14 protein-coding genes are annotated in these 12,952 nt (G+C 44.2%); 5 read left to right on the top strand and 9 right to left on the bottom strand.

The window, feature by feature from the left end:
* Position 1: 1 nt before the first annotated feature.
* Genes citE through IGJ26_RS15895 form a run of 7 tightly spaced genes read right to left on the bottom strand, consistent with a single transcriptional unit; the run spans position 2 to position 4,265 of the window.
* A complete protein-coding gene (gene citE, locus IGJ26_RS15925) occupies positions 2–889 on the bottom strand; it encodes a citrate (pro-3S)-lyase subunit beta (protein WP_430599739.1) in 888 nt (295 codons plus the stop codon).
* Positions 877–1,185, bottom strand: a complete 309-nt coding sequence (gene citD / locus IGJ26_RS15920) for a citrate lyase acyl carrier protein (RefSeq protein ID WP_430599738.1) — start codon at positions 1,183–1,185, stop codon at positions 877–879. The genes citE and citD overlap by 13 nt, the downstream gene beginning before the upstream one ends.
* A gap of 12 nt (positions 1,186–1,197) precedes the next feature.
* Positions 1,198–2,193: a [citrate (pro-3S)-lyase] ligase gene (gene citC / locus IGJ26_RS15915; protein WP_430599737.1), complete on the bottom strand. Its 996-nt coding sequence runs from the start codon at positions 2,191–2,193 to the stop codon at positions 1,198–1,200.
* Positions 2,194–2,205: 12 nt separating this feature from the next.
* Positions 2,206–2,331: an OadG-related small transporter subunit gene (locus IGJ26_RS15910; protein ID WP_008381833.1), complete on the bottom strand. Its 126-nt coding sequence runs from the start codon at positions 2,329–2,331 to the stop codon at positions 2,206–2,208.
* Positions 2,332–2,355: 24 nt separating this feature from the next.
* The gene (locus IGJ26_RS15905; RefSeq protein ID WP_005233072.1) at positions 2,356–3,471 is read right to left on the bottom strand and encodes a sodium ion-translocating decarboxylase subunit beta; all 1,116 of its coding nucleotides are present in this window, start codon (positions 3,469–3,471) and stop codon (positions 2,356–2,358) included.
* A 23-nt stretch (positions 3,472–3,494) separates the two neighbouring features.
* On the bottom strand, positions 3,495–3,908 hold the full coding sequence (locus tag IGJ26_RS15900; RefSeq protein WP_005233074.1) for an acetyl-CoA carboxylase biotin carboxyl carrier protein subunit: 414 nt from the start codon (positions 3,906–3,908) through the stop codon (positions 3,495–3,497).
* 9 nt (positions 3,909–3,917) lie between these two features.
* Positions 3,918–4,265: a hypothetical protein gene (locus IGJ26_RS15895; RefSeq protein ID WP_223347142.1), complete on the bottom strand. Its 348-nt coding sequence runs from the start codon at positions 4,263–4,265 to the stop codon at positions 3,918–3,920.
* Between the two features lie 431 nt (positions 4,266–4,696).
* On the opposite strand from IGJ26_RS15895, the gene IGJ26_RS15890 reads away from it, so the two are divergent.
* The 3 genes from IGJ26_RS15890 to citG all read left to right on the top strand — a co-directional run bounded on the left by IGJ26_RS15890 (position 4,697) and on the right by citG (position 7,711).
* Positions 4,697–6,043: a CitMHS family transporter gene (locus tag IGJ26_RS15890; RefSeq protein WP_008381841.1), complete on the top strand. Its 1,347-nt coding sequence runs from the start codon at positions 4,697–4,699 to the stop codon at positions 6,041–6,043.
* Positions 6,044–6,159: 116 nt separating this feature from the next.
* The gene (locus tag IGJ26_RS15885; protein ID WP_005233081.1) at positions 6,160–6,855 is read left to right on the top strand and encodes a GntR family transcriptional regulator; all 696 of its coding nucleotides are present in this window, start codon (positions 6,160–6,162) and stop codon (positions 6,853–6,855) included.
* On the top strand, positions 6,848–7,711 hold the full coding sequence (gene citG / locus IGJ26_RS15880) for a triphosphoribosyl-dephospho-CoA synthase CitG (RefSeq protein WP_223273058.1): 864 nt from the start codon (positions 6,848–6,850) through the stop codon (positions 7,709–7,711). The genes IGJ26_RS15885 and citG overlap by 8 nt, the downstream gene beginning before the upstream one ends.
* Here the strand turns inward: citG and IGJ26_RS15875 are convergent.
* Positions 7,688–8,404 (bottom strand): response regulator transcription factor, encoded by a 717-nt coding sequence (locus IGJ26_RS15875; RefSeq protein WP_008381846.1) that lies wholly within the window; start codon positions 8,402–8,404, stop codon positions 7,688–7,690. The two genes, citG and IGJ26_RS15875, sit on opposite strands and share 24 nt — an antisense overlap.
* A 53-nt stretch (positions 8,405–8,457) precedes the next feature.
* On the opposite strand from IGJ26_RS15875, the gene IGJ26_RS15870 reads away from it, so the two are divergent.
* Complete coding sequence (locus IGJ26_RS15870) at positions 8,458–10,263, top strand: ATP-binding protein (RefSeq protein WP_430599735.1); 1,806 nt, start codon at positions 8,458–8,460, stop codon at positions 10,261–10,263.
* Positions 10,264–10,278: 15 nt separating this feature from the next.
* Here the strand turns inward: IGJ26_RS15870 and IGJ26_RS15865 are convergent, their stop codons facing one another.
* Entirely contained in the window at positions 10,279–10,698 is a 420-nt protein-coding gene (locus IGJ26_RS15865) for a phosphate-starvation-inducible PsiE family protein (RefSeq protein ID WP_008381850.1), read from the bottom strand.
* Positions 10,699–11,179: 481 nt separating this feature from the next.
* On the opposite strand from IGJ26_RS15865, the gene IGJ26_RS15860 reads away from it, so the two are divergent.
* Positions 11,180–12,703 carry a flavocytochrome c gene (locus IGJ26_RS15860; RefSeq protein WP_430599734.1) on the top strand — a complete coding sequence of 508 codons (1,524 nt, stop codon included), beginning with the start codon at positions 11,180–11,182 and terminating at the stop codon, positions 12,701–12,703.
* The last annotated feature ends 249 nt before the right edge of the window (positions 12,704–12,952 follow it).

Genomic DNA, 12,952 nt, shown 5'->3' with positions numbered 1-12,952 from the left:
ATTACACTTCCTCCTCGGTAATCAATTTCGCTGCTTTGGCAAGGGCAATCACGCGTTCCGCTCGCGCAACGATTGGTTTATCGACCATTTTGCCATTCAAGGAGATCACACCAGAACCTTTGCTTTCGGCTTCACGAATGGCCCAGATCACTTCTTTGGCCTGTTGGATCTCGGCTTTTGAAGGCGCATAGATCCCATTGACTAGGGGAATCTGCCGTGGATTGATCACTGATTTTCCGTCAAAACCAAGCTGCTTGATGCGGGTCGTTTCAGCGATAAAGCCATCTGTGTCATTGATATCAGAAAAGACGGTATCGATGGCGGCGATCCCCGCAGCTCTAGCTGCATGCAAAATCATACTGCGGGCAAACAACAACTCTTGCCCATCTGGGTAGCGACGGGTTTTCATATTGGTGACATAATCTTCTGCCCCTAAAGCGATCCCGATCAAGCGGTCGGAAGCTGTGGCGATGTCTCGGGCATTTAAAACGCCTTCGGCCGACTCGATGGCAGCCATCATTTTGGTGGTTCCTACCGGTAGATCATTGTCTTTTTCCACTTGTGTAATCACGGCGGCAACATCAATGATGTCTTGGGCGGTTTCGGTTTTCGGTAGACGAATGACGTTGACCCCCGCTAGGACCATCGCTTCGATATCAAGGGCACCCACCGTGTCGAGGCCGTTGATGCGCACGACGGTTTCGATGGCAGAATAGTCAAAAGTTTTTAAGGCAAAATGCACCAGTGTCCGAGCAGAGTCTTTTTCATTCAAGGAGACCGCATCTTCTAAATCAAACATAACGGAATCGGCGCCATACAATGGCGCATCCCGTAGCATGGCAGCGTTAGCTCCTGGTACAAACATCATCGTTCTTCTTAAACGTTCCATGTGTCGATCTCCTTCCAAGCATACCGTTCTTGTTCGGCTGCCCGATGAACGGCGGTCAGAGTTCGGGCTTTGATGGTACAGTCCAATGCGCCTTTATCGGTGGCGGTGATTTTGGCCTGTGTCACGCCTAGATGGTTCAGCGTCTCAAGGATGACGGCGCGAATTTGTTTGCCGAATTGTTTTTCGACACTGCTATCGAGGGTCAGCTCGATGGTTTGGGTTGTGGTGGGCTCGATCGCGATCAAGATATCACTGGATTCAACGGAGCCGGCAACCGCACTTTTTTTGATTTCCACTTATTATCACCTCTAAATATAGTTATGCTGCATTAAAAATGAGAACGTTGTTTCTGGCAAAAATTGCTGCAAGGAAGGTATATCTTTTTCTGCAATCGCTTTCCGAACGTTTGTAGCCGAAACGGTTGATTGGTTGATCTTCAGACGGTCGATCACGATCAGTTCAAGCTCGGGAGAAAAAACGGTAGCCATTGCCTCGTTGTAGAGTTGGGTCACGGGCGAGTAAGGCTCTGAGCCTACAAAACGCGTAGTGATCGCCAACAACGGGGCAATTTTTTCTTTGAAGAGGGTTGCATCAAAGGCGGCTTGTTTTTTGGCGATCGCCTCAGGTGCTTGCTCTTTTAAGAAATAACTGGGAAAGACCGCTGAAGAGACGAGATAGTTGTTGGTCGGCAGCACCGTTACATTTGACAGGTGAGCCACGCCCTCCGTCACCATCTGCAGCCGTTCACTGGCAGAAAATTGCGAGCGGTCTTCTGATAAAACGAACACATAAACCTGTTCTTTTTGACTCGCAGCCGTTTCGACTAAGTACAAATGTCCTTTAGTAAAAGGATTAGCGTTCATCACGATCGCGCCGTTGTTTTGTCCGATTCGCTGCCGTTGCAGTTGTTGGGCATAGCTTTCATAAGAAGGAACGCCTTGTTCCATGAACAAGATGTCTTGCGCAACGAGCACTTCACGAAACCCGAGAGATTCAAAAAACAAACGATTTTTCGGTGCTGTATAGACGAAGGACTTGGTATAGCCCTCGTCTTTGATATGATCGCTAAGGTGCGAAATCAATTGCGTCAACAGCTGTTCGGAGCGTTTTTTTTCACAAACCACCACATACTTGATGATATTGGCATAGCAAGAAGCAGTAGCAATCAAGGTTTGCTGGTCAAAAATGCCGACGGTATAGGCTACTTCTTCACCGACGGCTAAGCCAGCACGGGTGATCAATTTTTGCCATTGCAAAAAGACTTCCGGATCTTTTTGCAGCCAGATTCTTTTTAGGGTATACATACAATGCCTTCTTTATTTTTTTACTGGGAAGAGCTTCGACAAAAGCAAGGATGCGAAGTAGATGATCAGGATCACGACAAAGACGCCGCCCCAACCGAATAACAACAATTCAAATGAAGTCAGTAAATCTTGACTCATAATTTTCCTCTCCTTTCTAGTGACCTAAGCAATCAGTGCCAGCAGTAAGCCACCGGCGATGACCGAAGCAATCTGTCCTGAAACGTTGGCACCGGCTGCATGCATCAAGATAAAGTTTTGCGGATCTTCATCTGTCGCCATTTTTTGGATGACACGACTAGACATTGGAAACGCAGAGATACCAGCTGCACCGATCATTGGGTTGATTTTTTCTTTACGGAACAAGTTCAGCACTTTCGCAAACAACACGCCGCCGACCGAGTCCATAATGAAGGCAACCAGCCCTAAACCAATAACCATCAATGTATCGACTTGTAAAAATTCTTCATATTGCATTTTCACAGAAATTGATAAACCTAGGAGGATACTGATGATATTCACCAGTTCGTTTTGAGCGGTGATGGACAAACGATCTAAGACACCACATTCCCGCAAGAGATTTCCGAACATCAAAAATCCGACCAATGGCAATGAAACAGGAGCAATCAACCCTGCTACGATCGAGATCACGATCGGGAACAAAATTTTTGCCGTTTGCGAAACTTCACCGGCACGATACGTCATGCGGATTTTTCGTTCGTGCTTGGTCGTCACAGCTTTGATGGCTACCGGTTGAATGATCGGTACTAGCGCCATGTAAGAGTAAGCTGCTACCATGATCGCACCCATATATTTCGAGTTCAGCGTATTTGCGACAAAAATCGACGTTGGTCCGTCAGCGGCACCGATGATCCCGATGGAAGCTGCGTCGTTTAAATCAAAACCAAGCAACACGGCAACGATGATCGTAAAGAAGATCCCGAATTGCGCAGCGGCACCAAACAATAAAAGAAATGGATTTTGCAGCAATGGACCGAAGTCGATCATCGCACCAATCCCGATAAACAAAAGCAAAGGGAACAATTCAGTTGAGATCCCCATATCAAACAATACTTGGAACGGGCCAGCTTCTCCACCAGCACTTAACACACCTGAGTTCGGGAAGTTCACTAACAACGTGCCCAATCCCATAGGGACCAACAAGGTTGGTTCATATTCTTTCTTGATCCCCAAATACATCAATAGACCACCGATGAGCATCATAACGATCCGTCCCGGCTCCGATCCTAACCCGACTACACCTTCAATTAACGTTTCCACTACGTCACTTCCTTTTCAATAAATTAGCCGATCGTAATCAGCAGTTCTCCTGGGTTGACCATATCGCCCGCATTGACTGCAATGGCAACCACGGTTCCGGCTTTTGGTGCCACGATCTCATTTTCCATCTTCATGGCTTCTAAAATCATCAACGACTGGTTTTCTTGTACAGTATCACCTACATTGACCAAGAGACGTAAAATCGTTCCCGGCATCGGAGAATGAATCGGCTCGCCGTCAGCAGGAAGCGTACCTGGCGCTGGCTGTGGTGCTACTTCTGGTTCTGGTGTGCTGACTGGTTCTGGTTGAGCGGGTGCCGCTGCTGGAGCCGGTGTTGGCACTGCTGGGGCAGGAGCGGTAGGTTGCGGGGCACCGATTTCTTCCATTTCGACAAGGTATTCTTGCCCATCGATCGCTATTTTAAATTTACGTAACATGTTTTTCCCTCACTTGTTTTCATTTTTTTTGGCTATTTTTTTGATTGTGAACTGAGAATCTGATAGCTCTCCGGCGGCGATACTGGCGGCAATCAGGGTGACTCGCTTAAATTCAGGATTGCGTTTCTCAATTCTTCGAATGACAAACTGACTTTCAGGGGAACACTCGGCACCTAGTGCGGCGGCTATCAGACTGACTAACGGATAATCTTCTGCAGGCGCCGGCTGATAGCCCGACACTTCTTGCCAATCAGACGCGGGTGGGTCCGCTATCATTTCCCTTGGCTTCAGAGGAGGACTGACAGGCGCATCTGGTTCATCATGCGTTTTTTTGAACAATCTTTTAATAAGATTCATGGGTTTCTCCTTTCTCAATGATTCGTTCCCTTTCATTATAGAAACTCCCGTTCAATCAGCGAGATTTATTTCGGCTGAAAATTGTTTTTTCAGTGTTCCTTTTTTGAGAAAAGAGTGAAAAACCGATATAAACGTTGATTTATCAAGGTTTTTCTTTCGTTAATATTCTGTTAAGAACTTTTTAAACGAAAAATAAGATTTGAAAAGAGAAATTGTTTTTTTGCTGTTCTTTTTTTAAACGGGTCTTTTTTTCTATTTCTTGATTGTTTATTCTTAGACGTGTAAAGCATTCAATAACATTATTTCCTTTAAGAAAAGAAAAATATTCACAAACTAGTGACGCTTGTCGCTAACAAATTACGGGCCTGTAATTTTTTTAAAATGTTTTTTGATAACGCTTACACATTTCGATGCATGAAAGGAAGAAGAAAATGTTCTTAACAATTTTGTCCTATGCCATGATTATTGTCTTCATGTTTGTCATCATGAAGAAAAAAATGTCACCCTTTACATCCTTAGTAATTATCCCATTACTATTTACCCTCGTTGCGATGGTTGCTGGTGTTTCCGAAAAAGGCAACATCGGTGATTTTGTCCTTGAGGGCATCTCGACAACAGCCAACACAGGAATCATGTTGCTGTTTGCGATTTTGTACTTTTCCATTATGTTGGATGCCGGTTTGTTTGATCCAATCACGAAAAAAATGATTTATTTTGCTAAAGGCGATCCGATGAAAGTCTTGATGGCAACGGCAGTCGTTGCTGCTGCGGTCTCTTTGAACGGTGATGGAACGACCACTACCTTGATCTGTTGTTCTGCGTTTATTCCCATCTATAAGAAGCTGAATATGAAAATGATGAACCTTGGTGTCTTGATCATTTTGCAAAACACCATCATGAACTTATTGCCATGGGGCGGACCGACTGCCCGAGCAATGGCCGTGCTGGAAGTTGATGCGGATATCCTTTCTTATTTGTTGCCAGGAATGATTTTGTCTCTGTTATATGTGATTTTCTTCGTGGCTCGCAGAATGGGGATCCAAGAACGGAAACGTTTAGGGGTTACGGAACTGACGAACGATGAGATATTAGAAATGACGACTGTGACTGATCCTGATACATTAGCGATCCGCCGTCCGAAAAACTTTGTCTTCAACGGTATCTTAACGATCGTCTTGATTGGCTGGTTAGTAGCAAGCTCCTTTATTTCTAGTATCGCTTTACCACCAATCTTGTTATTCCTTGTAGGTACTTGTATCGCATTGATGGTCAACTACCCAATTTTGAAAGATCAATCGTCACGGATCGGTGCCAACGGCGGCGACGCTGTGCAAGTAGTAATTTTAGTTTTTGCAGCGGGCGTCTTCATGGGCTTGTTCCAAGGCTCTGGGATGGCTACTGCCTTAGCGAATAGTTTCACGCAAATCATTCCTAAACAATTGGCTGGTTTCTGGGGCATAGTTATCGCCCTGATCTCTGCACCTGGGACTTTCTTTATTTCCAATGATGGGTTTTACTTTGGGGTTCTACCGGTCTTAGCAGAAGCGGGTCGTTCGTATGGCTTCACCAATATGCAGATGGCCTTGGCGTCCTTAATGGGCCAAGCGTTCCACTTGTTAAGTCCATTGGTTGCCTTCATCTACTTGCTATTGCGCTTGACTGGCTTAGATATGGGGCAATGGCAAAAAGAAGCGGCGAAATACGCACTGGGGATTTTCGTGATCTTCGTCGTTACGATCGTGCTATTAGGTCACATGCCGTTTTATATTCCACAGTAATTTCATAAAGAAACTATCGAGCAGGCTGCCATTTTGCTCGGTAGTTTTCCTTGTTTATCGATATATCTATTTTTTCCCAAAAATCTCATTTGTTTTTAGTATGATAGGAGTAAATCATGAATCCAATTATTGATGCAGTAAATAAAAATCTGGATCTGACCAAAAATAAACCATTAAAAGATTTGATCTATGAAGCGTTCAAAAAAACCATCATTTTAGGAGACATTCCCGCAGGCTCTCGCATCAATGAGAAAGAATTTTCCGATACGTTAAACATCAGCCGGACCCCAATTCGTTACGCCATGACTCAGCTGGTGGCTGAAAAACTGGTGGAACACGTACCAAAAATCGGCATCGTCGTAAAAGGGATCAGTATCAAAGATGCTTATGAGATTTACGATATCCGCAAATCATTGGATACATTGGCGACTATCAAAGCAATGGCCTTGATGAGTGAGGAGGATTTCCGGGAGATGCGCTGCTTGTTAGAACATGGCGAGCAGCTGAATCGTGAGGATGATGTGGATGGGGTCTTGAAAAACTTTTCTGACTTCAATGCGTTTATTTACGAAAAAAGCCAGATGCTGCGGTTAAAAAGTATCGTGCTGGATCTGCAAGCGTACCTCGTGTATTTTCGTGACATTGCGATTCGCTCTTCTAGAAGAAGGGATGCGGCATTGGCGGAACATTGGCTGATTTATCGCGGCATGAGAACCAATGACACGGAACAGATCACGTTGTTGACCCATGAACATTTGGATCACTCCCTGCAATTTATTCTTGCTGAAATGGAGCGAAGAAAAATTGACTGATTCCCGTCTTTTTATCGCCAGCAGCTATGCAGTCAATGCGCTGCATTATGAGGTAGCGTTAGCACCCAAGCCTGGTTTAGTAGATCCTTGCTCCTCTGGTGCGCATCAGGACATGAATGTGTTTACCTTTATCAACAGTATCACTTGTTTGGCGCCTTTTTTTCAGCGCTATAGCCAAGCTGGCTTTGCCCATACAGGCGACCTGATCCAGCTGTTTGACCAGTTACGTGGAATCGGTCAAGAAGCAGAAGAAGCGATGCTTCAGGCAACCAAAGGCATCAATACCCACAAAGGGGCGAACTTTTCCTTTGCAGTTTTGTTGGGGGCGACAGGAGTCTATTATCAACAGCATGACAAGGCTGTGCTGACGGCTGAAGATACTAATCAGATTCTGCAGCTTGCCGCCGACATCTGCCAGCATTTGGTCAAGCAAGACCTGCAGCAAATCACCCACAAAGACCAGTTGTCTTACGGAGAAAAAAATTATTTGACCTACGGCACGATGGGGATTCGTGGAGAAGCCGCAGCTGGTTATCCAACGGTTAAAAAACTGCTGGAGTACTTACGGCAGCAACCACAAAAAACCTCCGTTTCCTTGTTACGAGGGTTGGTCTATCTAATGAGTGAAACCGAAGACAGCAACCTCGTCCACCGAGGCGGCTACGAGGCGATGAAGACAGTGCAGCAGGAGATGCAAAAAATTCACGAAGCCAATCTGTCGGATACAGACTTGCTTCGTGAATTAACGACCTATGATCAAGTATTGATTGCACGCCATTTGAGTCCCGGCGGCTCGGCGGATCTTTTAGCCTTGGCCCTTTATTTCTTGCAGCTAGAAGGCGTCTCCTTCTGGTAAAAAGGTATAGCCGATCCCCCAAACGGTTTTCAAAAAACGGGCTTGCTTCGGCTCATCTTCAATTTTGTTTCGCAGATGATTGATAAAAACCATCACGGTATTGGCATCGAATTGGCCATCTTGCCAAACATTGCTGTAAATCTGTTCTTTCGAGAACACTTGATCCGGATTTTCCATGAAAAAGCGCATCAGCATGATTTCTTTTGAAGACAACTTGATGGGCTGATCATTTTTGAAAAACTGATAGCGTTTTTGGTCAAAACGAAACATGCCGCTGCACAGATCCCCTTCCGGTTTGGCGATCCCTTTTTCTCGCAGCACGTTGCGGCGATCAAGAATCGAAACGATTTGTGCTTTTAAGAGTGCCGGTGAAAAAGGCTTCGTAATGTAGTGATCGGCACCGATCTCATAGCCGTTGATCATATCTTTTTCGTCACTTTTACCGCTCAAAAAGACGATCGGCACCGTGGGGTTTTCTTCTCGAATCAGTTGTGCCAAATGATAGCCGTCATTTTCATGCTCCAAACTGATATCCAGTAAAAAAAGATCAAAGCTGACACGAGAATTGATCGCAATCGTTTTTTCAACGGAATCAGTCTGGTAGATCAAAATGCCCGTCGATTGTAAAGATTTCCAAATCAGCCGCCGAATAGCAGGGTCATCATCAACGATTAAAATTTTTTCATCTCGCAAAATATCCGCCTCCTGTATCAATAGTATTATAGTAAATATGAAAGGGGTTTACAATGAAACCGCCATCAAAGTTTTGGCTGTATTTAAGCGTGGTCGCTACCTTATTCATTACATTGATTGGACTTATTTTTACCTTTACAAGTTATAAAAGCGCACAAAGACAAGCTGAAACCGTCGGGCTGCGGCAGTTAGAAACGGTCAACCAAGCGGCGATCAAGCTGATCAGCCGTAGTATCGAATCGTACCACATGGCTCTTGCCAATTATGCCGATGACCACCTCGAAGGTGCCGCCTTGGCTGATTTGCAGCGCCCCTTAACGTTACCAGTAATCAATTCCGCGAACAATGCCATGGTCGGATTGTTTTTGATCGACCAACAAGGTCAGGTCATCGCCCAAAATACCGCAACGTCTATAAATAAACCACAAGATCCAACGATGCAGGAACTGTTATTTAAAGATCCATCCTTAGACAAAGTATTGGCGGGTCGGCAGGTACAAAATGGGCAAGTCTATTTCGATGGTAAAGAGGCCTATTTAAATGTGTATCAGTCCCTAACCCTTGACGACAAAGAAGCGGTTCTTGTGATGCCTTTGAATCTGCAGCGCATGTATCATCATGAATTTACCACCGATCGCAATGTTTCCGGCTATACGATGGTCAAAAACGCCGATATGCGGATCGTTATGCACCCATCGGACGAACAAATTGGTTTTTCCATCGTTGAGAGCCGCAAAAAAGAATTTCCAGAGCTGGATTTCACCGATCTTGAGCGCTTGGAGCAAGAACAAATCGACAATGAAGAAGGCACCTCCGTCTATTATTCTTATTGGTGGAACGAAGAAACACTGCAAAAAGTGCTGAAATTGGCTGCTTATCAATGGATCACCATCGGCGACAGTCGGCTGATCGTCGCCAGCAATGCCGATTTTTTGGAGCAAAGCGGTCTCTTTTTACAAGATAACTTGATTTTGATCGGCCTACTGGGTTTGTTGTTTGTCATTATGATTTTATTGACCGTACTGATCAAAAACTACATGAAACGCAATCAAGCCTATGTCGAAAACCAAGCATTGAAAGAACGACAACGGCTGTTAAAAGAAAAGCACGAAATCGAAAAAAACATTTTGCAAGAATCAAAACTGGAAACCATTGGCTTGCTAACGACCTCAATCGTCCATGACCTAAACAACTTTTTGACGCCAATGATTGGTCATCTGCAATTGCTGATCGAGGAAAACCAACACGATGAAGTCTTAGTGGAGGACTTGCAAGAAGTCTGCAAAGCGGCGGAAAAAGGCAAAGAGTTATCCAGCAATGTGCTGCGTTTTTCGAAACTCGAAAGTGCCGATAAAACTGTGCAGTCGATCGCTACTACCTTGACAGAAGCCATCGATACTATGCGCGCACTGTTGCCAAAAGCCTTTTCCCTTACGTATGATATCCAAGAAGTAGGATATGCCGTCTACGAGAAGATCGATCTGCAAGTCATTATTTACAATTTGTTGATGAATGTGTACCAAGCAAATGCCGATTGCAGCATTCGATTGAGTCACACTTCGACAGAGAGCGCCACCTTTCCGTTTCGTAAGCAAGCTTTCTCCGCACAACAGGAGTTTGCTTTGATCGAAATCGTCGACAACGGTCCCGGCATACCAGAAGTAATCCAAGAAAAAATCTTTACCCGCTTTTTCACGACCAAGAGTGCCACTGGCGGTACTGGTCTAGGACTCTTCACTGTCTCTTCAATCGTGGAAAAAAACGACTGGTTGATCGATGTTACAAGTACGCCTAAAGGAACCACCTTTTATATTGGTATTCCTCTAACTGATCCCGAAAAAGCCACTGAACCCAACTGATCCGACGGGCTAGTTTCAGTGGTCTTTTTCTTGGGCATGCTGGAAGGCATTGATTTTTTGCAGGACTAGCAAGACCAGTACCAAGACAAAAATCGCTAGAGCAAAAAATAGGGCATCGTTCGCCATGCCTTGCGTTAACAATAGCTCGCGCAAAATCGCAGTAATACTGATCAAAATCAAGTAACGGACGGGAATATGGTGTCCGTCCTTCATATACCGCAGCAACATCAAAATGATTTCTAACAAAATGAATAACGTGGCAATTTCTTCAATCAAAAAGGACAGGTGGGGCGCTTCACTTAAAGGAAAGAGCGTCGTGCTGATCATAAAAATCGCTTTTCCCATAAAAATCAAGACGACAACGACTAAGATCGCTAACATGCTATCAATACAGATACTGATCACTCGCTCGAACATCCGGGTCAATTTTTCCATTTGCCACTCCATTTCTGCTTTTTCTTTTATTATACAAAAGAAGGCGCAGGACAAAGGGAAAAGAACAGTGAAAGAACAATCGCGGCAATATCTTTTTGACCGCGAACTTAACGGTCATTCTATGAGCGGGACCTTTGTGGCAGCTTTGAATAGCAGAAAGTAGCGAGGAAAATATAGTATCTTTTTCCGATAAAATTAGAAAAAGATGAGAATGGATAGTTAAAATATACACAAATTATTACGAGACACTTAGTTTCTTTTTTTGTTACAATGGTTAAATAAAATAGAACTCTGTTGAAATGTTGCTTAAACAATGTTTTTATCGCTATCGAATAGAAAAATAGTCCGATCGCAAGATGTTTACCATTGTTAATAAAGTAACAAGTTAAGCAGGGTTCGCAAGAAAAATGCTTCTTTTCTCATCATATATGACGGGGATCAGTGAGGAGAAAAGGGCAAAAAGAAAAACGGAGGGAAACAAATGAAAAAAAGTGGATGGTCAAAATGGGTGATTGGGGCAGCCTCATTATTGTTGCTTAGTGCATGTGGTGCCGATGGCGGAACAAAAGCCAGCAGCAGTGCGGCAAGCTCTTCTTCAGAAAGTGAAGTCACTTCAGGTGCTTCCCAACAAGAGTATACCGATCCAGCAGAGTTAAAAGATCAATATGATATCGTCATCGTTGGTGCTGGCGGTGCAGGGATGGCAGCAGCCTTGTCGGCTAAAGATGCTGGAATGAATCCAGTCATTTTAGAAAAAATGCCGATCGCAGGCGGAAATACCTTGAAATCTTCTGGCGGAATGAACGCATCAGAAACCAAATTCCAAGAAGCCCAAGGCATTGAAGATTCGAATGAACAATTTTTTGAAGATACCCTTAAAGGTGGTAAAGGAACCAACGATCAAGAATTGCTACATTATTTAGTAGACAACTCTGCTTCAGCGATTGAATGGTTGGATTCAATGGGGATCACTTTAGACAATATCAGTTACAGCGGCGGTGCCAGTGTAAAACGGATCCATCGTCCTCACGACGGTTCAGCAGTCGGTACGTATTTGGTGGATGGCCTGTTGAGAAACATTCATGAGCAAGAAATTCCTTTATTTGTAAATGCTGATGTGACAAAAATCAATGAAACAGACGGCAAAGTCACTGGCGTCAACGTGAAAATCAATGGCGAAGAAAAAGAAATCGCTGGTGATGCAGTGGTTGTTACTACTGGTGGTTTTGGCTCCAACAAAGAACTGATCGAAAAATATCGTCCAGATCTGAAAGGCTATGTCAGCACGACTTCTGAAGGAAGTACAGGCGATGGTATCAAGATGATCGAAGAATTAGGCGGCGCAACGGTTGATATGGATCAAATCCAAGTCCATCCAACAGTGGTTCAAGATACAGGTATGTTGATCAGTGAAACCGTTCGTGGAGAAGGCGCCATTTTGGTGAACCAACAAGGAGAACGTTTCTACAATGAATTAGAAACCCGCGACAATGTTTCAGCTGCCATCACAGATCTGCCAGAAAGCTATGCCTACTTGATTTTTGACAATGCGTTAGCAGGTAGAGCCAAACAAGTCGATTACTACAAAGAACAAGGTGTAGTGGTAGAAGCTGACACCATCGAAGCGTTAGCTGAAAAAATCGATGTCGATCCAGCAACCTTGAAGAAAACTTTAGATACATGGAACCAAGCAGTGGCAGACAAAGCCGACAAAGATTTCGGTCGTGAAACGGCGATGGACTATGATTTGACGGAAGGGCCATTCTATGCGATTCAAATTGCACCTGGGATCCACCATACAATGGGCGGCGTCAAGATCAATACGAAGACCCAAGTGTTGAAAGAAGATGGCACACCAATCACTGGCTTGTATGCAGCAGGTGAAGTGACCGGCGGTATCCACGGACAAAATCGAATCGGCGGCAATGCTGTAGCCGACATTATGGTCTTTGGTCGCCAAGCAGGCGCGCAATCCTCTGACTATGTGAAAGAAAACGGGAAATAAGCGGCTGTTTTTTCCTAAAAAAGATCGTCTATAAAGAAAGAAACTTGGAACGAATCCTCTTAAGTGATTAGGAGGAGAATCGTTTCAAGTTTTTTTGTATTTCTAACTGAAAGGACGGAAAACTAGTCATTATAATCTTATAATGATTAAGTCGTTTATCATACATATATAAATAAACTATTTATAAATGTAGGGTTTGCTTTTCAATGAATCGGAATCAAGGAATAAACGGATAGGATTGGTTTATTC

The organism is Enterococcus sp. AZ095a (assembly GCF_050546735.1).
GTDB classification, from domain to species: Bacteria; Bacillota; Bacilli; order Lactobacillales; family Enterococcaceae; genus Enterococcus_D; species Enterococcus_D entomosocium.
The sequence above is the reverse complement of the archived record's forward strand: the minus strand, read 5'-3'. Positions and strand labels throughout refer to the sequence as shown.

Excerpts from the sequence above, each read along its gene's own strand:
- citE (WP_430599739.1), bottom strand. The coding sequence starts at position 889 with ATGGAACGTTTAAGAAGAACGATGATGTTTGTACCAGGAGCTAACGCT.
- citC (WP_430599737.1), bottom strand. The coding sequence starts at position 2,193 with ATGTATACCCTAAAAAGAATCTGGCTGCAAAAAGATCCGGAAGTCTTT.
- IGJ26_RS15910 (WP_008381833.1), bottom strand. The coding sequence starts at position 2,331 with ATGAGTCAAGATTTACTGACTTCATTTGAATTGTTGTTATTCGGTTGG.
- IGJ26_RS15900 (WP_005233074.1), bottom strand. The coding sequence starts at position 3,908 with ATGTTACGTAAATTTAAAATAGCGATCGATGGGCAAGAATACCTTGTC.
- IGJ26_RS15895 (WP_223347142.1), bottom strand. The coding sequence starts at position 4,265 with ATGAATCTTATTAAAAGATTGTTCAAAAAAACGCATGATGAACCAGAT.
- IGJ26_RS15890 (WP_008381841.1), top strand. The coding sequence starts at position 4,697 with ATGTTCTTAACAATTTTGTCCTATGCCATGATTATTGTCTTCATGTTT.
- IGJ26_RS15885 (WP_005233081.1), top strand. The coding sequence starts at position 6,160 with ATGAATCCAATTATTGATGCAGTAAATAAAAATCTGGATCTGACCAAA.
- IGJ26_RS15870 (WP_430599735.1), top strand. The coding sequence starts at position 8,458 with ATGAAACCGCCATCAAAGTTTTGGCTGTATTTAAGCGTGGTCGCTACC.
- IGJ26_RS15865 (WP_008381850.1), bottom strand. The coding sequence starts at position 10,698 with ATGGAAAAATTGACCCGGATGTTCGAGCGAGTGATCAGTATCTGTATT.
- IGJ26_RS15860 (WP_430599734.1), top strand. The coding sequence starts at position 11,180 with ATGAAAAAAAGTGGATGGTCAAAATGGGTGATTGGGGCAGCCTCATTA.